We start from the raw sequence: 23,125 nt of genomic DNA on the forward strand, positions 1-23,125 counted from the left end.
CGTTATTATTCCTGGTTAGGTAGTTGATTTTCGTCTATATAGACAAGTTCCCATTGATGGCCGTCAAGATCGGCAAAACTATGTTGATACATCCAGCCGTGGTCTTGTGGTTCGGCGTAGACCGTTGCCCCTGATTCTTTTGCATTTGCTACCATTTTTTGAACTTCTTCTCTCGAAGTTGTGTCTAATGAGATAAGTACTTCTGTTGTAGTTTTAGCGTCTGCAACTTGCTTTTTAGTAAAAGTTTTAAAATAAGTTTCAGTCAAAAGCATCACAAATATGTTATCACTGATAATCATACATGTTGCATTTTCGTCTGTAAACTGAGGGTTAAAGCGGTACCCAAGTGCGGTAAAGAAAGACACTGATTTGTCAAGGTCTTTCACTGGTAAGTTGATAAATACTCTTGTTGCCATTTTTGCATTTTTCAAATTGTTAATTGATAATGCAAAAATGTGGCAACATTTTGGGCTAAACTTTTACAAATGTTGAGAAAACGGAAAATAGCTTATTTGTTGGCAAAAAATATTCTGCTCAACTGTGTTGGCGTAATGCCGAGATAGGAAGCAATATGATGTTTTTTAAGTCGCCTTAACAGGTTTGGATATTTTTTCAGAAGATCATCATATCGTTTTGCAGATGTTTCGGTACGCATAGAAATTTCCAAAGGCTCTTTTTCAATAATCCAATGTTGTTCGTTGTATTTGATGTAGAACTGTGCAATGTCCGGGTATTTGTCAAAGAGTTTTTTAAATTCAAAGAAGTCGTATTCAAAAACCGTAGTATCTTCAATGGCTTCAATGTAAAATGGGCTCGGGTGTTTTCCTAACATTGCACTTAAAGAAGTAGCCATTCGTTGTTCAGGGAAAAAGTATTTTATGACTATGTTACCTTCGTCTGTAATAAAGTTTTGAGAGAAAAGTCCGTTGATTACAAAAGCCACTTTTTTTGGGTGTTCTCCGATGGAGATAAAGTTGTCGCCTTTTTTATATTTTTTATGAGTCAAAAGTTCTGCCCAAGCCTTTTCGGCTTGTTCTGAAATGTTGTAATAGGTTCTGATTTTTTGAAAAAATAGGCCCGTATTCATTTGTACATTTTCTATGTTTGTCGGTTGTGTTGTTCGGTAAACTTGCCTCTAACTTGGTTATAACCCTCATGAAATGTCGCCAATACAACTAAATATGCTGGCCTTCGGCGGAAGACGTAAGGGTTCATTTTTATAAATGGCTAAAGTACAGAAAAAGCCAATGCGCTTTGCATTGACTTTTCTTGATCTGGATTAACGTGTTGTGCCATTGGAATGTGGTTTCTGTATTCGATATGTGATCAATCCACCTCATTTTAACAGATCAATCAACTTTCCGCCCAATACCAACAAGCGCCCTTAACTCAAACTCAAACGCCCCGGTCCCGAATCGTTGAATAACCGCTTCTTCCAGCTCATTGGCGATACGATCAAAGTCAGCCGGTTCTTTTTCTTTTGCGGCTCTGCCTAAAGGATGTTTCAGAAAATAGCTGTTTACCACCTGTTGAGGAGAATTCGCGTGACCTTTAAAGGAAACGAACATTACCCGGTGATGCTGGAACCCCGCATTTTCCAGGTAAGTGTTCAATACAGCAGGATCGTGCAAAGCGGTGGAAATACAGAAACGGGTGGTATCCTCTCCTTTAAATACAGGAATGATCAGGGTATTTAGCAGTAATTCGGTCAATGGCATGCTGTCCGCACGATCCCAGGTAGCAAAAACAAAATGGCCGCCAGGCTTCAGTACGCGGAAGGCTTCATTTACCCCCGTTTGTTTTTCCGGCAAAAACATCAATCCAAATTGATTCACTACCAGGTCAAAAGAGTGATCGGCAAAGGGCAATTGTTGCGCATCGGCTACCTGGAATGAAATGGAAGGATCATTTAATTGTTGCCGGGCTATGTCCAACATATCGGTGTTTATATCAGTAGCCACCAGCCTGGTAGCTGCAGGGAAACTTTCCCTGAGATGCCTGGTGACCCTGCCGGTGCCGCAGGCTACTTCCAGAATGGAATGAGCGGGCAATGTGACAATATGCGACAATAATTCTTTTGCCGCAGGTTCAAATATAAGAGGACCGAGGTGCTCCTCATAATCAGCTGCGCCGTTCTCCGGAGTTTCACGAACATCTTTATTCATAGTCGTACTTTGATTATTAATGTGATTTACTTATCGGCTATCTGCTGCAAGTTACTTCCTGTACTATGAAATAAAAGGGCTGAGCGGGACAAGATTAAGGGGCAATAGCGACAAAACACCGGTTTTAAACCCTACCTTCACCGCAATACGGACAATGCTGTCCCTATACAATCCTCTTCCTTGCAAGCTATCTTTGAAACCCTCATCAACAGTTTTGTTGAAAACGGGGTTGGCATCGCAGACAATTTTTTAAGCCGCCAGCTGGCAGGGGACCTTAAAAACAATCTGGTACGGTTATCAGAAAGCGGGCAAATGCAGCCCGCCGGAACTGGTAACAGGCAACTGGTTTCGCATGACAAAACCGTGCGCAGCGACCTCATTTACTGGCTGGACAAAAAACACAACGATGTCCACGAAAACGCCTTTTTTGTGCTGATGGATGCCCTCATCCTGCACCTGAACAGTTCCTGCTATACCGGCATCAATGGTTACGAATTCCATTATGCGTTGTACGAAACGGGGAGTTTTTACAAAAAACATATTGACCAGTTCCGCAACAATTCCGGCAGGCAATACTCTATGATCATTTACCTCAACACAGACTGGGTTGCCGGCGACGGCGGGCAACTTTCCATCCATCATGCCGGAAAAGCCTCTCAGGAAATCGATCCTGTGGGGGGCAAAACGGTTTTCTTCAAAAGCAGCGAGGTTGAACATGAAGTACTGGTGGCAAACAAGCCGAGGATGAGCATCACCGGTTGGCTGAAAAGAGATTAATATCCTTCCCTATACGCCAAATTTCCTGCGGATAAGAACGCTGTGATTAAATCCTGATACCGGGATCACTGCTTCTTATGTGATATAAGATCACCTTCCAGTACTGCTTCGATCCGCCTTTGCATCTCTTCGTTCCCGGGGTACCCTGTAAATTGCTGTTTCAGTACGCCTTCCTTATCAAATATCAGGTAAGTAGGTATAGCGCTAAAATCGAAGCTGTCCAACACATATCTCCACTCTTCTGCAGACAGGTAATACTGTTCTCCTCCTATACCTTGTATATGCCTTTCCCATAATTCCCGGGGCGATGAGGGGCTACTTATATAAATAAATACAGCATCTTTATCGACTAGCTGCTTTTTTATGTCCCTGGATGCTTTTATGGCTTCAAGGCAAGGTCCGCACCAGGTTGCCCAAAAGTCAACAATAACGGTTTTCCCTTTATATTTCGAGATAATAGTACTCATTAGCTCTTCGGGGGATACATCCGGAGTATTGTTGACTACCACAGCCTCTTTTGCGAGGGCCAGTTGTTTTATGTCCTGGTTTTTCCGCAGCAGGATCTTTTCCAGCTCGCCTCCCTTGTAATAGTTTTTGATGTTTTCAATCTGTTTTGTTGTCAATGGTTCTAGCTCCGTGCCAAATTGCATTGCATAGGCGTTGCCTATGAGGATATCATAGAACAAGCCCTGATCCGATCCGATCAGATCTTCCAAAATATCTTTTACTTCTTCTGTCCATTCACGGATGGGGGTATCTTGAATACGCGGGATATTCAATATATTATTTTCCAGCAACTCCTGCGTAAAATCCGGGTAGGAAAAGCCATACAGATGTAACTGATTATTCAGGTCCAGGTCTTTAAGGAACGAATAATACTCGCGGCCAGGCTTCTTTATCTCTGAACTGTCCGGCCGCTTGCGATTATTCGTGTTACTGTAGTTTAAAACCATTTTATCATGGTAATTAAATATATACCCATAGTACATTGCCAGTAAGTAGTCCTTGAATATAATCTCATTCATCTTTTCAGATAAAAGGGGCGGTTTGTTCAGAATGGCCCGCCTTTCCTGCAAGATGCTATTTGTATGATCGAGAAAAACACTAAACGGTTTATCATATAAGCGTTCGATCGGTTTATCGGATCTATAACCGATCATTTCGTTAAACTTGTTCAGGCTCAGGATAAGATCTTCTTCAGTGAACCCGGCATCATCACTGGTCTTTACTTTGTCAATAATTCCATCATCACTATAGCTAAAGGTTATTTTGCTATCCCGGCCGTTTGCTAACAGAACGGTAATCAGATTTTCCATATTTATATCCGTGCCTACGGCACATCTGCTAATATCCGTTTCTGTGTTGACCTTCAGCGCAAACCGCCCATCGGGATCGAGCAACGTTTTATATTGTTTGTTTTCGCCTGTGAATGGTTGAGGGATTACCAGCAATAGCCATACACTATCTTTCTTCATCGTTTCCGGGATAGCGACCTCTCCGCTTATACTAACAGTGCCGGCTTGCAGTACAGGAAGGCCCGATTGGGCACAAGCGGCCACCGGCCACAGGAATAACAGGATCGCGCGGGTCAACTTCATTTTTTGTAATAACATGATGATGATTAATTTTTGCAATAACGTTGAATAAATCTGCTTTTGGCGGAACCACCATCGGAACTCACTTCACCGGGCAGGCGCTGAGTTGTTGACGGGATAACAATTCCCTGGCGCCGGGTTTCAGCGCCTTCAATTTAAGCATTTTCAGTAACTAATTCTGGAATTAGTTACTGAGCAGATGATCGGTTGAATTCAGGAGGGCGAGCCATTTGCCACCCATTGCGGAGCCTCCGTTGCAGTTCGCTGATCAAAGCAATATTCGCTGAAATATTGGCGATATTATTGACTTCACCAGGATCGGCCTGATGGTCGTAAAGTTCTGTTGCCTTGACAGTATCTGTTTTGAAGTCACGCCATTCTACATAACGGTAGCGGTCCGTTCTGATAGTGTACCCCATTGTTGCAGGTTCGCCCTTGTACAGCCAGGGTCGGGGGAATTGGCTGAATACAGCGCTTTTCCAGGGTTGATCCGGCCTGATCAATAATGGCGCTAAAGAAGTCCCCTCGAGCCCACCGGGAACAGGAAGATTGCCCAGTTCGGCCAGAGTGGGGTATAGGTCTACCAATTCAACCAGTTGATCGGACTTGGCTCCTTGTGCTTTCCCCGGCGCCGCAATGATTAAAGGCACGCGGGTATCCAGTTCATAGTTAGTTGATTTTGCCCACAATCCTTTCTCGCCCAAATGGAATCCGTGATCGCTCCACAAAACGATGATGGTATTCTTTGTTAAATTTAAACGGTCCAGCTCTGCCAGCACTTTTCCAATCTGGGCATCAGTATAACTGATCGCGGCATAATACCCATGTAGCAGTTCCCGCTTTTTTTGATCAGTAATTGAATCATTGGATCCAATGTCGCTATACCCGCTAAGCTCCTGGTTGTTATGCACCGCATAGGCGGGTATATTGCCGGGAGGGGTGCGGTGAAGGGGTAGGGGGATATTTTCCCGGTCATACATATCCCAGTATTTTTTTGGCGCGCTGAACGGCAAATGCGGGCGGCGAAAGCCTACCGCCAGGAAGAAGGGCTTGTCCCTGATCTTTCTTAAAACCTCCAGCGCCTGATCTGCTACCTGTCCATCGATATAGGCATTATCGGGCACGTCTGCCTGTTCCGTTGCCACTGCTTTCGAAGATTTTGTTTGACGATTTGCAGGCAACACATATTTGCCTTCTTTTTTTGTTACTGCGGCGATCTCCGGCACAGACCAGGAAGGGGCATCTTGTGCCGAGGCGGGATCATGATAAATTTTACCGATGCTTTGCGTATGATAACCATTACTCCTGAAATACTGCGGTAAGGTAACTACATCGGGAATAGTACTGCGAAAATGTGTCTTCAGGTCCCAAACCTTTGTCGTATTGGGTCTTCTTCCTGTCATTAAAGAAGTCCGGGAAGGAGAACATACAGCTTGCTGGCAGTAAGCGCGATTGAACAGCACGCCTGATCCCGCCAATTTATCAATATTTGGACTTTGCACGATCGTATCTCCATAACAACCCAATTGAGGACGCAGGTCGTCTACCGCGATAAAAAGAACATTGAGCTGCTGTTTATTATTGCCCATTCCTTTGTTTATCCGGCAGCCGCTCATTGTCAGCATCGCTATAGAGACCGCTGTAAGAGCAAGCTTGCTTGTGCAAAAAAATATGTCAATTTTATTTTTCATATCCGGTGGAAAACAGTGTTATTTATCAGATTTCGTCAAAACACAACCTTAGTGCTTGCTGGCGAGACACTTGTTGTGGTATTCCGGGCGGCAATTAAACACTGAGCATTACTTCCACAAGTATATGTAGCACAATTGTACAAAACAAATATATTCGTTCCCGATTTTTGCTTTTTTGCAAAAAATGCAGGATTTAGCCAGATGCCGGAAAATGTTTTACATTAAGTGTGTATCCAGTACACTAAGGGTTTTTATAGAAATTGGATGCGGGTCTACCTATACCGTTTTTATATGTTGATGATCAGTATGTATGGGAATGGCCGGTACGTTATGTTGTCAATTTTCAAGAAATGTTTTGATATGTACTACATAACTACTAAGTTTGTTTTTCGACACTTCTGACGATTCATTACGGTGTGCCTATATTGGTGACCGGTCATTGGGGAATGTGCCGCGATGGCAATCCGATACAGTAGACTAACACGCAATACCAAATACAACCCGGGAATTTTATGGCTTTATCAAGAAGACATTTTGTCAAATTAAGTTCTTTGGCCCCCCTCATATATGCTTTTCCTTTTCCGGAATTTTTGACTGCACCGGGTACAAATGCCGGTGCGGCGTCCTTGTATGAAAATTTCAAGAACCCTTCGGCTGCTGCCCGTCCTTTTGTACGGTGGTGGTGGAATGGGGGAAAGATAAATGAAAAGGAACTGCTGCGCGAGCTGGATCTTCTCAAAGAAAAAGGCATTTCAGGAGTGGAAATTAATCCCGTGGCATTTCCCAAAGGAGGGAACGCAATGGATTACCGGACGCTGGACTGGCTAAGTGCGGAATGGCTGGCTGTGCTGAAAGCAACGTTGATTGCCGCCAGGGAGCGTGGCATTACCTGCGATATCATTGTTGGCTCCGGCTGGCCCTTCGGTGGCGAATTCCTTAAAGATGATGAGCAGATACAGTTACTTGCGCTCGGAACAAAACGTTTGAAAGGTCCGCAGCAATTCAGGATAAAGAAGGAGGATTTATTGGCTGAAACCAGGTTTCTGATGAAACGCAAAGCCGGTTCGATGGAACTTTTCGGATTGAGGCTTTCAGCAGCCCAACTCGACGCTTTCACTCCCGGAATCGACCTCAATTCACAAATAGCGCATGCGGAGATCATTGTAGATGTACCGGCCGGCGACCACGTGCTTTATACGATCACAAAATTAACCGGTTATGCAGCTGTAACCCATGGATCACCCGGAGCTTCAGGACCGGTTCTCGATCACTACAACAAGGCAGCGGTACAACGTTACCTGGATAGAATGTCTGATGCGTTCACCTCCCAAATTGGCAATATGGGAGATTATTTCAGATCAGTATTTGTTGACAGTCTGGAATTACGCGGATCGAATTGGTGCGTTGATATGGCTGAGCAGTTCAGGCAGAGAAGAGGGTATTCGCTGGAACCCTATTTGCCTTTTGTTCTCTTTAAGTTAAACAAAAGACTCACACATACCGGTGCGCAGTCCATTGAAAACATCATCACGCTTTCGCCTGAAACACAGGATGAAATTAACCGGGTGAGATACGATTTTGAAACGACCTGCCTGGAGCTGTTTAATGAAAGATTTTTACAAACTTTTATAGATTGGTGCGGGAAGAACAATGTAAAATCAAGGGTGCAGGCTTATGGCCGTGAATATTATGCTTTAGAATCAGCGATGCTGCCCGATATTCCGGAATGTGAAACCTGGATTCGCGATGATATAGGTGGTGATCTGCCGGAAAACACCTTTAAGACCGGCAGGGCGTACCGGCCTGTTAATAAATTTGTTTCTTCGGCGGCAAGATTAACCGGAAAGCGTGTGATCAGTTGCGAAGAAATTACCAATACCGATCTCGTTTTCAACTCCACACTGGAAAAGATAAAGATAGCAGGGGATCAAAGTAATCTTTCCGGCGTTACCCATTCCATCTTGCATGGCTTCAACCATAGTCCCCGGGACGTTCCTTTTCCAGGTTGGGTACGTTATGGAACTTATTTTAGTGAGGGCAATACCTGGTGGCCCTATCTGAAAAAATGGATCGACTATAAAGCCAGATTATCTGCAGTTTTTCAGCATTCGGAAATGCAGTCGGACATTGCCATCATGTTCCCGCTGGCGGATATGTGGTCCGAGGTTGGCCTTCAGTATCAACAAGTTCCGCAAATCGTTTATCCTGCATACGCGAACAATATATGGGAGGCTATTCACCAGCATGGAAGTGGCTGCGACTATATAAATGAAAACATTCTGCAAAAGTGCAGTTTTTCAAACGGCCGGATGCATTACAATACGCGAAGCTATAAGGTACTGCTGATGCCCGAAATAGAATCGATAGCTCCCGGAACCCCGGAATTACTTGGGAAATTTGCTGCTGGAGGCGGGCAGGTGATCTTTATCGGAAAGGAACCTGTCAAGACTTTCGGAAAGCTGCAAGCCGGGGCAGGGAATCAAAAAGTGCAAAGTGATATTCAATCCCTGAAAAAGGCATTTCCAGGGAATGTTAGGTGCTTCCCGGCTCCCGAAGGAAAGATCATAGACTGGTATGCACAGTTGCAGTCTGAATTTAAGGTAACCCCATTTGTCAGGTTCGATAAACCTGTTTCATATGTAAGTCAGGTGTACTACAAGACTGACGAGGCAGACATTTTCTTTATCTGTAACTATCACCAGAAAAAAGCCCATGCGTTCACGGCTACCTTTAACGTAAAGCATAAAAGCGCATGGCTGTGGGATCCCGAAACAGGCGAAAAATACCTGTATCCTTATCAGAGCGCAAAGAACAATCTCGGGATCCGTCTCAATCCGGCCCAATCCATGCTAATCGTGTTTACTGAAGACACTGAAGGCGAGTTATATCCATTCCGGGAAGTTGCCGGAGAACGATCCAGTGCTCTTGAAGGTCCATGGGATGTAACCCTGGAAAAGGTACATGAACAACCCAGTACAACGATATTTAAGAAGCTGATCGATCTTAAAAAGGATCCGGAGCTTCAATCGTTTGCCGGAGTTATTGTCTATGAAAAGCAATTTCAGATAGACGACCCGGGAAACTGCCATTCGCTCGATCTTGGAAAAGTATTCGGCATATCAGAAGTGGAGATCAATGGCCAGCCATTGGGATCCAGGTGGTATGGCAAGCATATTTACGATTGTGGCCAGGCATTGAGAGGCGGCAGCAATACCGTAAAAATAAAGATCACTACTACACTGGGTAATTATATGAAATCATTGAAAGATAACGCGGTTGCGCAGCGATGGACCGGTAAGCAGCCGCTGCATTCGGCAGGATTGGCCGGCCCGGTAAAATTAATCTGGTGTAAGAACTTGTGAAATGGATAGTTATATGTGGTACATTTGAACAACATTGATATATTCATACCCGGTTTTTCCTTTTTATAAGAAAGCGGAGTTTATCCAGGCGATAAAAATTGTTTCTATCGGGTTATTTTTTGCAGTGCTGTACGGAATATTGGAGGAATTGATACGGCTACTATTGTACCTGTTTCACATGTTGATGACTGGTAATAGCGGGAATAGCAGACCTGATATACGATCAATTTTCAAAAAATATTTTGATATGTAGGACATAACTACTAAATTTGTTTCGATAGCTTTTAGCACCTTTTCTGAAGCATAGGGCGTAAAAGAATGAATTCCATGATTACTGAAGTTTGATTCCACGATTAATGAGAATTAAGGACCTTCCCCGGAAAGACTCAGCGATAGTCTTCAAAGGTTGGCTGCTTAAAGTCTCCCTGTACATATTGCTTTTACGCTAAATAAAATTAACAACCAGAGTCAATTATTATCATAACAATCGCTGCTGACAGGCCGGGGATTGCCAGAGGCCCTGAACAGCGAATGCTAACCAATTCAAATCATTATCACATGTACCACGAACCAACGGCTATTCAGCGTTTCGTTTGCATCAAAGTACCTATGCGTCGCTGTTTAGGAACAATGATGATCATAGCGCTGATAGCATTGTCGCTACCCCGGGAGGCAGCGGCGCAACGCTCTTCTGTTGTTATAGCAGGACGCGTTACAGACAACGAAGGCGAGGCATTGGTGGGCGTAAACATCAAGTTTAAAAACGGGATCGCCGCAACAAAGACGGATACGTCTGGCAATTTTAAGATCAGCGTTCCTGCTGCTGAAGGAACCCTAGTTTTTACGTACCTGGGGTTCAGTACTGCCCAGGTGCCGATCAGGGGGCGGGTGTTTATTGCTGTCACACTGGAGCCTAACATCACCGGCCTGAACGAAGTGGTCGTACTCGGTTACGGAACCACCTCCAAAAAAGATCTGACCGGCTCTGTTTCCCAGGTAAACGTAAAGGACTTGCAAAAGGCTCCGGTCTTGTCGTTCGATCAGGCGCTTGCGGGAAGAGTCGCGGGCGTTCAGGTATCGTCCAACGATGGACAGCCTGGAAATGAAGGCATTAACATCGTTATTCGCGGCGCAAACTCGCTGTCGCAAAGCAATTCACCACTCTTTATTATCGATGGATTTCCGATGGAGGATCCCGAGAACATGTCCATCAACCCCGAAGATATCAAGACAATAAACATTCTGAAAGATGCGTCTGCTACTGCGATCTACGGAGCAAGGGGTGCGAATGGTGTTGTCGTGATCGAGACGAAACGCGGGGAAATCGGCGCCCCATCCATCACGGCAACCGCATCTCTCGGTTTCCAGGAAGTGACCAACCGGATGGAGCTCATGAATCCCTATGATTTTGTTCGTTATCAGTTTGAGCGGGATGAACAGACTGCCACCGATTATTATCTGCAAAACGGATTGACGATCGAGGATTACAAGCGGACTTCCGGCATAAACTGGCAGGACCGGTTGTTGCGCCGGGCACCCATGCAGGTGTATAACATCGCGCTCCGCAGCGGTAACGCCAAAACGAAATATGCGCTTTCCGGCTCCGTTTCAGACCAGGAAGGGGTGCTGATAAATTCCGGTCAAAGTCGTTACCAGGGCCGCTTTGTTTTGGACCAGGAAATCAGCAAGAAGGTGAACGTGGGTTTCAATGTGAACTACAGCCGGTTTGAAAATAACGGACAGATCGCTTCCTCTGCAAATGCCGGAACCGGAGCCAGCAGCTACCTGTTATATTCCGTTTGGGGCTCCCGTCCTGTATCGGGAAAAAGCCTGGACCCGGCCACTGATGATCTCGGTGATGAGCTGATTGATGAAGATATCGATCATACGATGGATTACAGGATCAATCCGATCAAATCAGCAGAGAACGAAATTCGAAAATCAATCTCCGGAAATCTTATTGCCAATGCTTTTATTGCAATCGATGTCATTCCCGGGTTGAAGCTCCGGGTAAGCGGAGGCATTGAAAGCCGCAGCCGTAAAAATACCAGTTTCTACAACTCGCAGACTTCACGCGGCACACCGATATTTCCCAATAATACCCGCGGTCAGTATGGTAGTGTCAGCCATTCCGAGAGGAGCAGCTGGCTAAACGAAAACACGCTGACCTGGACCAAAAGGATCAACAAGCACAACCGTGTGGAAGTTTTGGGAGGGTTTACCTTGCAGAGTACCAATTCCGCAGGCTACGGGTTTTTATCGCAGAACGTACCGAATGAATCGCTTGGCGTCGCCGGTCTCGAACAGGGGATCCCCGGATCTACCTCGTCATCAGCATCAGAAAACAAACTCAGTTCATTCCTCAGCCGGGTGAATTATAATTATCGTTCCAGGTACCTGTTTACAGCGAGCTTTCGCGCGGATGGTTCATCAAAGTTTTCTCCTGAAAACCGCTGGGCCTACTTTCCCTCCGCGGCTTTTGCCTGGAGATTGAAGGAAGAACGGTTTATGAAAGCACTGAAATTTATCTCCGAGGCGAAGGTGCGAACCAGTTATGGTGTAACGGGAAACAATCGTGTAAGCGATTTCGCCACCCTGCCGGGACTGACCAGTCCGGTAGGTGCTTCGTACTCCTTCCATAACGGAAGCCCTTCCACCGGCGTGATCCAGTCGTCATTGGGCAACTCCAAACTTAAATGGGAAAGTACCACCCAGATCGACATGGGCCTGGATGTAGGTTTTTTGAACAACCGGATACAATTCACCGCGGATGTATATCGCAAGATCACTTCCGATCTGTTGCTGAATGCCAATCTTCCAACGACGACGGGCTTTTCCAGGGTCTACAAGAATATCGGGGAAGTGCGCAACGAAGGTCTTGAATTAACGCTGACTACGGTCAACGTCAGGTCAAAATCATTCTCCTGGAGCAGTGATATAAATATCAGTTTCAACCGGAACAAGGTGACGGGCCTTGCTGAAAACCAGGATAATTTGCTAAGCACAGTGGGATGGGAAACCAGCTTCAATACGGTGCCCCTTTACATTGCTGCTATCAATGGGCCCGCCGCAATGTTCTTCGGTTATCTTACCGACGGGCTTTATCAGGTGGATGATTTCGACGAGTCGGCCAGCGGTGCATATACCCTTAAACTCACAGAACCCACGAATGGACTGGCAAGATACCGTGTTCAGCCCGGTGATATCCGGTACAAGGACATCAATCTTGACGGAGTAGTGGATGAACAGGACCGGGTTGTTATCGGACGTGTACTGCCCAAACATGCGGGAGGATTCAATAATAACTTCGGCTACAAGGGCTTCGACCTGAATGTATTCTTTCAATGGTCGTATGGCAACCAGATATACAATGCCAACCGGATGATGTTCGAAGGCAACGTTAGCAACCGCGCCAATTTGAATCAATATGCTTCTTACAACGACCGGTGGACATTGGATAACCAGGATAGCAAGATATTTCGCGCCGGAGGGTTTGGCCAGCGGGGTTATTACTCGGACTACTTTCTGGAGGACGGATCATTTCTCCGGCTCAAGACCGTTTCCCTGGCGTATTCGCTCCCTGCGAGGTTCCTGAAGCCGACCTTCGTGAAAAGTCTGTCGGCCACCGTTTCTGCTCAGAACATTTATACCTGGACGAAATATTCCGGTATGGATCCGGAGGTTTCGGTACGGAACTCCGCCCTGACACCGGGTTTCGATTATTCCGCTTATCCAATGGCCCGAACGCTGGTTTTCGGCATCAGGGCTGGTTTTTAGTTCCTAAATAAAATAGCAACATGAAGTCGTTTCATATATCTCTTCTGGCATTTGCCCTGATCACACAGGGCTCCTGTAACAAGTTCCTTGAAACCGAACCGAGCGATTTTCTGGCTCCTGAAACATACTATAACACGGAAAAGGAACTGACGTATGCACTTACGGGTGTTTACGATGTACTGGGCAATTCAGATCTTTATGGAGACAATATTTTCTATCAATTCGATATCACGGATGAAGGGGTATATAGCCATGCCGGCCTTACAGCAGGCGTGCAGGTGTACAATTTTTCCAGCGCTGATCCGGTTGTAATCAATACATGGGAAACCCTTTATAATGGTATTGGTCGCGCCAACCTGGTACTTGAGAATATCAACCGGCCGGAGATGAATGAAGATAAAAGGAAGGTGATCAAAGGAGAAGCGCTTTTCCTTCGCGGTTATTTTTACTTTTTGCTTGCGCAGATGTGGGGCGGCGTACCGCTGATCCTTCATACGACCACATCACCCGACGATACGCAGCAGCCGCGCGCTCCCCTTTCGGAAGTCTACAACCAGGTACTGGCCGACCTGCAGGAAGCCGAGCAGCTTGTGCAGCCCATCAAAACGCTGGGCTTCGGCGGACGGGCGAATAAGTCCGCCGTACGGGGTATCCTTGCGCGGGTATGCCTTTACATGGCCGGCTATCCGCTGAATGACAAATCGAAATATACGGACGCCCGCGATTGGGCCAAAAAGGTGATCGACGATGCGGAGGCCTCACATGCCCTGAATAACTCCTATAACCAGGTATTCATCAATCTTGCGGCAGATAAATATGACATTGAAGAAAGCCTGTTCGAAGTTGAATTCTGGGGAAATCGTTCAGATGCATATACGGAAAGTGGCCGACTGGGTTCCCGGAATGGTATTCGTTGTACGAACGTGGATACTGGCTACAGCCTTGGACGGATCAACGCAACTCCCCGTTTTTACAGCCGATATGAGGCGCTTGATGAGCGTCGTGACTGGAATATCGCACCCTATATTTACGGAGGGGCCAACAACGCCGAGAAGGTGTACTGGCCAGAGAGCAATACCTGGCAACGAAGCTGCGGCAAGTACCGCCGGATGTACGAAGTGCTCACACCAAAAAGTACCAGCTTTACGCCAATCAACTATCCGGTCCTGCGCTATGCAGACGTTCTGCTGATGTTTGCTGAAGCGGATAACGAGCTGACTGCGACGCCATCAACAGAAGCCATAAATGCGGTGAATCTCGTTAGGCGAAGAGCCTTTGGTAAAAATATCCATGGAGAAAATTTGAGCGAGATAACCGTTACGAATGGCGGCAGCGGATACTCTTCTGCAAACCTGCCGGATATTACGATAACAGGTGGTGGTGGCAGCGGCGCAACAGCACGCGCAACGGTTTCCGGCGGCACGATAACTGCGATCACTATAACGGATCGCGGGGCGTTCTACACCTCGGCGCCAACCGTCACGATAACAGGCGGGGGCGGAACGGGGGCCACGGCAACCGCCGGGATCACGGTTCCCGGCGATGCGGATGTTCAGCCCGGAGATTACAGTTCGCAGAACAACTTTCGCGCTTTCCTGCAGGATGAACGCAGCCGCGAACTGTGTTTTGAAGGCCTGAGAAAAAGCGATCTCATCCGCTGGCAGAAGTTCATAGAAGAGATGCGTGCAGCAGGTACCGAGATCAGCCAGATTGCCGCATCAGCCTATAAATTTGAATCAAGGGCCGGCCTTAACGTTTCAGAAAAAAATTATCTGTTCCCCATTCCAACCAGGGAGATGTCGCTTAACCGCACGCTCGTTCAGAATCCGGGATGGTAAATTCACTCATTAATACTGATCAATATGAGATTCAAATATATCGTATCAGCTTTGTGCCTTGCCATCTTTGCTTCCTGTGATAAAGAAGGCATCAGCGAACCCGACTTCAATGTAACCGGCTACAAGGTTACTGCTGTCGTTGACTCTTCAGGCAACACGGTTAATCAGGTCACATTCAGCTTTTCCGGCGATGCAGCCATCATCTCTTTTTACCCCGGCATTCTCGGCAACGATTATGCCTACCGGGAAGGGCGTATCCTCGATGTAAAGGCATTGCTTTCATCGTTTTCTACCACGCTTAATAATGGAACACAGGAGGACCAGCTGTCAGTTATGGTTTCCTCCGATTTTAACGGGACTTATGACATTGCAAGCATCCGTGCGGCAACATGGACCGATATCACCAGTTATTATACCCTGAATACGAGAGGAGCCTCCGCATCCCTGCCGTCCGGAACGAAAGATATCAGGGAATTTGTTGTGGACGGGAAGCCACTTTACTATGCTTATCGTTACATCTGTAAACCGCAAGCGGAAAACGGCGCCAATTCCACATGGCGCATCCGTGCTTTTTCGCTGGAATCACAGACTGATCTGGGCACTACTTCGCTTGCAACGCTCACCACGGCAGATTGGAATCTCATTAACGAGGGAGAGATTGTTGATCCCAACCGGGGTGCAGTCATTGAAAGTTCCGGAGCCATCCGCTTCAATGGGAACCACAAGAACAAAGAGGTGCATACGGAGTCGTGGGCGATAAGCAAAGGATTTGAGATTACTAAAACCGATATGGGACCGGACCGGCCTCTCGCCATCAAGAGTGCTATTAATCCGCATCTCGGCAGCTATTCTTTTAACTATGCCACACCCGGAACTTACAAGGTGGTCTTCATCGCTTCCAATGCAAGCCATGAAGGCCAGCTACGTGTTGTTCGCGAAATAGACGTTACAATTCCTTAACCGTTGTCCTGCATTTACACTTAACTTATTATATTATGAAAAAGAACCTCAATCCGACCCCCTTACGATTTCCGTTCTTGCGCCTTTGGCGTAAACCGTTAAACGCAGATTTCCGGCGATGGCGCCTGGCGTATGTGGAGATGGCGGCTGTCGTTGCCATCGCTTGCCTCGTCTCGGTTTCCGCATGCCGGAAAGGAACCGGCATGCCGGAAGGCCCCGATACCGCCAGCCAAAGTCTTCAGCCTGATGGGAAGGCAATGGCAGCAGTAACAGCAGGCGCAGCAGTACATACAAGTATCAAGCTGTTTGATGGGGGAACCGGAGGTTTTCATGCCTATCGTATCCCTTCTATCGTACGCACAACCAATGGTACGCTCATCGCTATTTGCGAGGGAAGAGCGGATAATGACAACGATTACGGCAATATCAACGTCGTCTGTAAAACATCTTCGAACAACGGTGCAACATGGTCAGCGCTCAAAACTATTGCAGGAGCAACCCTTGGCACATGGGGTAACCCCACGGCGGTTGTTGACTGGGACACTGGCCGGGTATGGCTCTTTATGTCCTGGAACGACGCCAATCACAGCGAAAACGGTAGCGGTGATACGGAACCGATTGACACCTGGGGGCAAAGACGCGTGTATGTAACATGGAGTGATAATAATGGCGCGACCTGGGCGCAGCCTGTCGATAAAACCAGCACACTGTTGCCTCCCACGATGACGTGGGATGCCATGGGGCCTGGCGTTGGCATACAAACTACCGGAGGCCCGAGTCCCGGCCGTCTGATTATCCCGGCCAGGAGGCGGAACATTTACAGCGATGACCATGGGCAAACCTGGCATTACCAGATTATTCCTGCAGGAACGGATGAAGGTACAATTGTGGAACGGGCTAACGGCACGCTTATGCGTAACGATCGGCCCGGCGGAACGCCCTGGCAGGCTGCTAAAAGACGCCATATCTCCACCGGAACGATTGAAGGGGGCTTTTCTGCATTTGCCCCCGCTGCTGCATTGCCTGATCCGCGCTGCCAAGGCTCGATAATTCGCTATGCCGGCAGTCGTTCCCGTATTATTTTCCTGAATTCAGCCAGCACAAGCACCCGCTATAACATGACGGCCCGCGTAAGTTATAACGAAGGACAGACCTGGTATGCCAGCCGGCGGCTGCACAATACCATTACGCAGGAAGAGGCCGCTGCACAAGGAAAAGGAGGGTACTCAAGCATGACTAAAACAGCTGACTTTGCCATCGGCGCTTTAGTAGAGCAAAAAGAAACACCTTCTTCCTCAAACAGCCATTGGTCCATAGAATTTCAGAAATTTAATCTGCCATGGCTGCTCAACGGACAGCCTGAACCTTGATAAACAAAACATAACTGCTAAATATCAATCCATGAACCTGATAAAAGCCGGAAGTTCGCTTTTTGCGATAGTGCTGCTGCTTACTTCATTTTCAAAGCCGGATCAACCGGATCCCGACTTGCACCTTTATCTGCTGGTGGGACAGTCCAATATGGCTGGCCGGGGGATCATCTCCGACGAATACCGCAACCTTTCGCAATCCAATGTACAGATGCTGAATAAGAAGAATAAATGGGTAACAGCGTCGCATCCCTTGCATTTTGACAAGCCGGCAAGGGCAGGCGTTGGACCGGGACTTGCCTTTGGTTTGGAAATGGCGAAAGCTGATCCCTCAGTACGGATCGGCCTGATCCCGTGTGCTGTCGGCGGCACAGCAATTGAATCCTGGGTGCCCGGAGCAATGGATCGCGTGACCAGGGCATATCCATATGACGACGCGATGGCGAGGTTGCGCATAGCGATGAAAAGCGGTGTAATCAAAGGCATTATCTGGCATCAGGGAGAGGCGAACAGCAAGCCTGAGCGATCTGCGGGCTACCTCGAAAAGCTGGAATCGCTCATCGGCCGCCTGCGCCAGGCGGCCGGAGATAGCAATCTGCCCTTTGTTGCCGGGGAACTTGGGCGTTATCGGGATAATTATCAATTGATAAATAATCAGCTAAGGCAATTGCCGGGGAAAGTAAAAAACACCGCTCTTGCCAGTTCGGAAGGACTCATTCACAAGGGAGACAACACCCATTTCGATGCCGCTTCGGCCACGGAACTGGGCAAACGCTTCGCAGCACAAATGATTCTCCTTCAGCAATAGATGCAGACGCAAGGTATTTTCGGAAAAAATCAACAAGTCATATGAAACGAATAAAAGTATTGACAGGGCTGTTTATGCTGGTGATTACGGTTGCCCGCGCCAAGGTAATTCTTCCGGCTGTCATCGATCACAACATGGTGCTGCAGCAAAAGACGAATGCCGCGCTTTGGGGGAAGGCACGCCCGGCGGCGAAGGTGAAGATCACCACCAGTTGGAATGGAAAATCGTACACAGCTCAGGCCGGAAGCGACAGCCTTTGGCAGGTTTCGGTAAGTACTCCGGCAGCAGGCGGTCCTTTCAATATCACCTTCGACGATGGTGAAAAACTGGTATTGAAGAACATACTCATCGGGGAGGTATGGGTTTGCTCAGGTCAGTCCAATATGTCGATGCCCGTTAAAGGCTTTCGCAACCAGCCTGTAGAAGGTTCAAACGATCTGTTGATGACCGCGAAGAATCCCGACATCCGGTTGTTCCAGGTTACACGTCAGGTGGCTGACCAGGTTCAATTTGATGCAAAGGTTCGCCGTTGGGAAGAAGCGGATGTAGCGAGCGTGAGCGAGATGAGCGCAGTTGCCTACCTGTTTGCCAGGATCATCCAGGAGAGGCTGGATGTGCCTGTGGGGATCCTTCACACTTCCTGGGGCGGAACCCGCATTGAAGCATGGATGAGCGCCGCTGGTCTGCAGTCCTTTCCTTCGGTTGAGATCCCGGCTGCCGGCGGTACTGCAAAACTGAATCAGAATAGCCCTGCAGTGCTCTATAATGCCATGATCAATCCCATCGCCGGGTTTAGTATCAAAGGAGTATTGTGGTACCAGGGAGAAGCCAACCGGAAAAACTACCAGGAGTATCCGCAGCTGATGCAGGCTATGGTAGCCGACTGGCGCAAGCGCTGGAATTGCGGAGAATGGCCGTTTTACTATGTGCAAATTGCGCCATTCAAATACGCTGGCGATAGGATATCTGCCTTTCTCAGGGAAGCACAGTTGCAGGCCTTGCAGCTGATCCCTAATTCGGCAATGGCGGTAACCGCTGATGCAGGGAAAGAAATGTCGATCCATCCGCCGGACAAGATGACGGTAGCCAAACGCCTGGCCTACTGTGCGCTGGCACGGGATTATGGGATGAATCAGCTTCCGTATCAAGGCCCGGTTTACAAGTCGATGAAAGTCAACAACGACATTGTTGATATCACTTTCGATCATGCGCAAAACGGGCTGTATGCAGGAGCGAAGGATCTTACGCTGTTCGAAATAGCAGGGGAGGATAAGGTCTTTCATCCTGCCAGTGCCAGAATAACGTCAACCGGTGTTCGCTTGCGGTCTGACCAGGTAAAAAATCCGGTAGCAGTCCGATATGCTTTTAAAGACTGGTTCGCAGGCGAACTTTTTAATACGGAAGGCTTACCGGCTTCTCCTTTCCGTACGGATAACTGGTGATTGGTATCTGGTTGCCGCGGAAGGTATGTAAAGCAGAAAATAATGGTTGAAAGATGTTATATAAAATAGTAAGATCGTTCGCGAAAGCAGCCTTGTTATTGGCTCTTTTGCTGCCGCTGCTCAGTGGCTCGGTCAAAAAAACGGGTAAAAGGCCGAATATAGTTTTCATCTTAATTGATGATATGGGCTACAGCGATATTGGCTGCTATGGATCCACCTATTACGAAACGCCTAATATCGATAAGCTGGCAAAGCAGGGCATTAAGTTTACCAATGCTTACGCCGCCAGCACTTTATGCTCGCCCACCCGTGCAAGCATCCTCACCGGGAAATACCCGGGGCGCCTGCACATTACCCATGCAATACCGATCGAAGGCTATAGCCGCCTGCCGAACACGCCTTTGATGGATGCCGATTATACCAAGAACCTTCCGCTGGAAGAAGTAACATTCGCAGAAGTACTGAAAAAAGACGGGTACAAAACAGCGGCAATAGGCAAATGGCATGTATGCTGGGATAAACAATATTTCCCCGAATTCCAGGGCTTCGAACAGAATATGGGCGGCGGAGGCATGGGGAGTACGATGGATTATTTCTATCCCTATGCCGGCAAATGGAAGATGAACCCCCAAAGCCCTGTTGTGGAATGGCAGGTATTTCCCGACGGGAAGAAAGGAGAATACCTTACAGACAGGCTGACGGATGAGACGCTCAGGTTCATTGAACAAAATAAAGAAGGCCCGTTTTTAGCTTACCTGCAGCATTATGGCGTTCATACGCCTATCCAGGCCAAAGACAGCCTGATAAAGAAATACCTCCGAAAACCCGTTGATTCCCTGAAGGGGCATACCCGTCCAAAGTATGCAGCGATGATAGAAAGCATAGACGAAAGCGTCGGCAGGATCATGAAAAAACTTGATGAGCTGGGACTCTCCGACAATACGATAGTGGTCTTCACATCAGACAATGGCGGACACGGGCGGATAACATCCAACTGGCCTTTCCGCGGCAACAAAGGCAATTTTTATGAAGGCGGCATCAGAATTCCTTTGATTATTAAATGGCCCGGCCATATCAAGTCCGGCCGGAGCACTGATGCGCAATTTATCAGCACTGATTTTTATCCCACCCTGCTTGGCCTTGCACACCTGTATGCCGGTGAAGAATATATTGACGGGATCAACCAGACGCCCTTGCTTACGCAAGATAAGAGCATAAGCCGCAACAGGTCGCTTTTCTGGCATTTTCCCAACTATACAGGCACCGGCCATCCCAATGCCTCCGGCCCCTGCAGTGTGATCAGGGATGGTAAATGGAAGCTCATAGAATACTTCGAGGACGGCTCTCTCGAATTATACGATCTCCAAAAAGACATGAAAGAAAAAAACAACCTGGCAAAGCTGTATCCGCAGGTAACGGCAAGTCTTCATAAAAAGCTCGCTGAATGGCGAAAGGAGGCGAAGGTGCAGATGCCGCGTTTAAATCCTGCTTATCAAGCCAATCGTTGAAAGAAACGAAGTATCCATAATCTGAAAAGTTCCGCCATCCCATCCTCCCGTGAGATTTTTTTTCCCGGGGCTTGTTTTATGTTCAGAAAATCACTATGTTTGAACATTCATACATGAGTTTAAGGATAGACCATAAGAGCAAAATGCCGCTCCACATACAAGTGGAAGAACTGCTGCGGAACCTGATCGGCCAGCCTGAATACCAGAACGGCTCCTTTCTGCCGAAGGAAGTGGAACTGGCCAACCGGCTGGGCGTTTCCAGGAACACCATCCGGCAGGCCACCAATAAGCTGGAGTACGAAGGACTGCTGACGAGGAAAAAGGGGGTAGGCACCAAAGTGGCGCAACGCCAGCTCTCCACCAGTCTGCAGGACTGGCAGAGTTTCACCAAAGAGATGTCCAAACGCGGCATCATCACATCCAACCTCCTGCTCACGCTGGAGAAAGTGAAGGCCGATGAAAAAAAGGCCGGCTTCTTCAACATTCCGCTCAACACGTCTATTTGCAAGCTCAGTAAACTCAAAGGTGTAGACGGCGAACCGATCGTTTACTTCGAAAGCTACTTTCATCCCCGTATCACCCTTACGGAAAGTGACGACCTGAACCGTCCGTTATATCAGCTCCTGTCTGAAAAGTTCGATATCACCGTGGTGCGTTCCAGTGAACATATCAATGCCCTGATGGCCGGTAGTGTGGCCAAAAAGCTGCAGGTGGACCCGAAGTGTCCCGTGCTTTTCAGGGAACGTTTCGTTTATGATCCGGGCGACAGACCGGTGGAATATAACATAGGCTACTACAGGTCGGACAAGTTCACGTATTCCATTGAAATAAGATCAGACCGCTGATCTCGTTATAGGCTCCTTTTTTTGCTCCGCGCAGGAAAAGGATATTTTTTTCTTAATTTCTAATATGTTCAAACATATGAACAATAACTATGTGATCGGCGCGGATATTGGCGGTTCTCATATAACGGCGGCCCTTGTGGACCTGGCCAGCGGTGCGGTGGTAGATGACTGCAAGTTCAAAGAACCGGTGAACGCAGCTGCGGGCGCCCGGGAGATACTCGACCGGTGGACGGCCTGCATCGGCCGCGTGCTCACCGCAGCCAACACGGAAGTGGCGGCCATCGGCATCGCCATGCCGGGGCCGTTCGATTACCCCGGCGGCATCTCGCAGATCAGGGACGTGGCCAAATACGAATCCCTCTACGGCATGAACATCCGCGCGGCGCTGCAAGCATCCCTGGCGTTTTCAAAAGGCATTTATTTCGAGAATGATGCTTCCTGTTTTGCCCTTGGTGAAGCATGGGCGGGTGAAGGCGCCGGCTGCAGCCGTATGGTGGCCATTACGCTTGGCACCGGCCTCGGAGGAACGTTCCTGCGTAATAACGAAATACTCCATGAAGGTAAAGGCGTACCGCCGGAAGGATATATCTATCACCTGCCTTATAAAACAGGCATCGCGGAAGATTACATTTCTTCCCGCTGGCTGCTCAACGAATATCACGAACGCACCGGCCGGCGCCTCGGGGAAGTGAAGCACATCGGTGAACTGGCTGAAAAGCAGGATACCGTGGCGCTGGCGCTGTTCGCGGAATTGGGCGAAGCTTTAGGCGAGGTACTGGCTCCCTGGCTTGCAGATTTTGATGCGGAACGAATGGTGATCGGCGGGAACATCCGCAAGGCGCATCCATACTTCCTGCCTGCGCTGCGGGCCTGCCTGCAGCAAAACAACATAAGCACCAGCATACACATTTCCAGCCGTGGTGAAAACTCGGCCCTTTCCGGAGCCGCATGGATATGCAGGTCCGTACTCGTTACCCATAAATAACA

Annotated in this window: 16 protein-coding genes; 11 read left to right on the top strand and 5 right to left on the bottom strand. The window is 47.9% G+C overall.

Features of this window, described 5'->3' with window-relative positions; translation table 11 throughout:
• Positions 1-5: 5 nt before the first annotated feature.
• The 3 genes from FW415_RS13985 to FW415_RS13995 all read right to left on the bottom strand — a co-directional run bounded on the left by FW415_RS13985 (position 6) and on the right by FW415_RS13995 (position 2,165).
• A complete protein-coding gene (locus FW415_RS13985; protein ID WP_148386043.1) occupies positions 6-416 on the bottom strand; it encodes a VOC family protein in 411 nt (136 codons plus the stop codon).
• A gap of 92 nt (positions 417-508) precedes the next feature.
• Positions 509-1,087, bottom strand: a complete 579-nt coding sequence (locus FW415_RS13990; RefSeq protein WP_148386045.1) for a Crp/Fnr family transcriptional regulator — start codon at positions 1,085-1,087, stop codon at positions 509-511.
• Positions 1,088-1,349: 262 nt separating this feature from the next.
• Positions 1,350-2,165, bottom strand: coding sequence for a class I SAM-dependent methyltransferase (locus FW415_RS13995; protein WP_148386046.1), 816 nt, complete (start codon positions 2,163-2,165; stop codon positions 1,350-1,352).
• A gap of 180 nt (positions 2,166-2,345) precedes the next feature.
• Between FW415_RS13995 and FW415_RS14000 the strand changes: the two genes are divergently transcribed.
• On the top strand, positions 2,346-2,942 hold the full coding sequence (locus FW415_RS14000) for a 2OG-Fe(II) oxygenase (protein WP_148386048.1): 597 nt from the start codon (positions 2,346-2,348) through the stop codon (positions 2,940-2,942).
• A 65-nt stretch (positions 2,943-3,007) separates the two neighbouring features.
• On the opposite strand, the gene FW415_RS14005 is transcribed toward FW415_RS14000, so the two are convergent.
• Together FW415_RS14005 and FW415_RS14010 are read right to left on the bottom strand one after the other, a co-directional pair.
• Positions 3,008-4,555 carry a TlpA disulfide reductase family protein gene (locus FW415_RS14005; RefSeq protein ID WP_148386050.1) on the bottom strand — a complete coding sequence of 516 codons (1,548 nt, stop codon included), beginning with the start codon at positions 4,553-4,555 and terminating at the stop codon, positions 3,008-3,010.
• 170 nt (positions 4,556-4,725) lie between these two features.
• A complete protein-coding gene (locus tag FW415_RS14010; RefSeq protein ID WP_210420690.1) occupies positions 4,726-6,228 on the bottom strand; it encodes a sulfatase in 1,503 nt (500 codons plus the stop codon).
• A 512-nt stretch (positions 6,229-6,740) separates the two neighbouring features.
• On the opposite strand from FW415_RS14010, the gene FW415_RS14015 reads away from it, so the two are divergent.
• From FW415_RS14015 to FW415_RS14060, 10 genes are all read left to right on the top strand, one after another.
• The gene (locus tag FW415_RS14015) at positions 6,741-9,590 is read left to right on the top strand and encodes a glycosyl hydrolase (RefSeq protein ID WP_148386052.1); all 2,850 of its coding nucleotides are present in this window, start codon (positions 6,741-6,743) and stop codon (positions 9,588-9,590) included.
• 558 nt (positions 9,591-10,148) lie between these two features.
• Positions 10,149-13,367, top strand: a complete 3,219-nt coding sequence (locus FW415_RS14020; protein WP_246858742.1) for a TonB-dependent receptor — start codon at positions 10,149-10,151, stop codon at positions 13,365-13,367.
• 20 nt (positions 13,368-13,387) lie between these two features.
• Positions 13,388-15,205: a RagB/SusD family nutrient uptake outer membrane protein gene (locus FW415_RS14025; protein ID WP_148386054.1), complete on the top strand. Its 1,818-nt coding sequence runs from the start codon at positions 13,388-13,390 to the stop codon at positions 15,203-15,205.
• 24 nt (positions 15,206-15,229) lie between these two features.
• On the top strand, positions 15,230-16,165 hold the full coding sequence (locus FW415_RS14030; RefSeq protein ID WP_148386056.1) for a DUF5017 domain-containing protein: 936 nt from the start codon (positions 15,230-15,232) through the stop codon (positions 16,163-16,165).
• A 35-nt stretch (positions 16,166-16,200) separates the two neighbouring features.
• Entirely contained in the window at positions 16,201-17,535 is a 1,335-nt protein-coding gene (locus FW415_RS14035) for an exo-alpha-sialidase (RefSeq protein WP_246858743.1), read from the top strand.
• A gap of 31 nt (positions 17,536-17,566) precedes the next feature.
• Positions 17,567-18,343: a sialate O-acetylesterase gene (locus FW415_RS14040; RefSeq protein WP_148386058.1), complete on the top strand. Its 777-nt coding sequence runs from the start codon at positions 17,567-17,569 to the stop codon at positions 18,341-18,343.
• Positions 18,344-18,384: 41 nt separating this feature from the next.
• Entirely contained in the window at positions 18,385-19,785 is a 1,401-nt protein-coding gene (locus tag FW415_RS14045; protein ID WP_148386060.1) for a sialate O-acetylesterase, read from the top strand.
• Positions 19,786-19,838: 53 nt separating this feature from the next.
• A complete protein-coding gene (locus FW415_RS14050; RefSeq protein ID WP_148386063.1) occupies positions 19,839-21,293 on the top strand; it encodes a sulfatase in 1,455 nt (484 codons plus the stop codon).
• A 113-nt stretch (positions 21,294-21,406) separates the two neighbouring features.
• Positions 21,407-22,138 (top strand): GntR family transcriptional regulator, encoded by a 732-nt coding sequence (locus FW415_RS14055; RefSeq protein ID WP_148386065.1) that lies wholly within the window; start codon positions 21,407-21,409, stop codon positions 22,136-22,138.
• Positions 22,139-22,214: 76 nt separating this feature from the next.
• Positions 22,215-23,123 carry an ROK family protein gene (locus FW415_RS14060; protein WP_168208824.1) on the top strand — a complete coding sequence of 303 codons (909 nt, stop codon included), beginning with the start codon at positions 22,215-22,217 and terminating at the stop codon, positions 23,121-23,123.
• The last annotated feature ends 2 nt before the right edge of the window (positions 23,124-23,125 follow it).

The sequence above is a fragment of the Chitinophaga sp. XS-30 genome (assembly GCF_008086345.1).
Lineage (GTDB): Bacteria > Bacteroidota > Bacteroidia > Chitinophagales > Chitinophagaceae > Chitinophaga.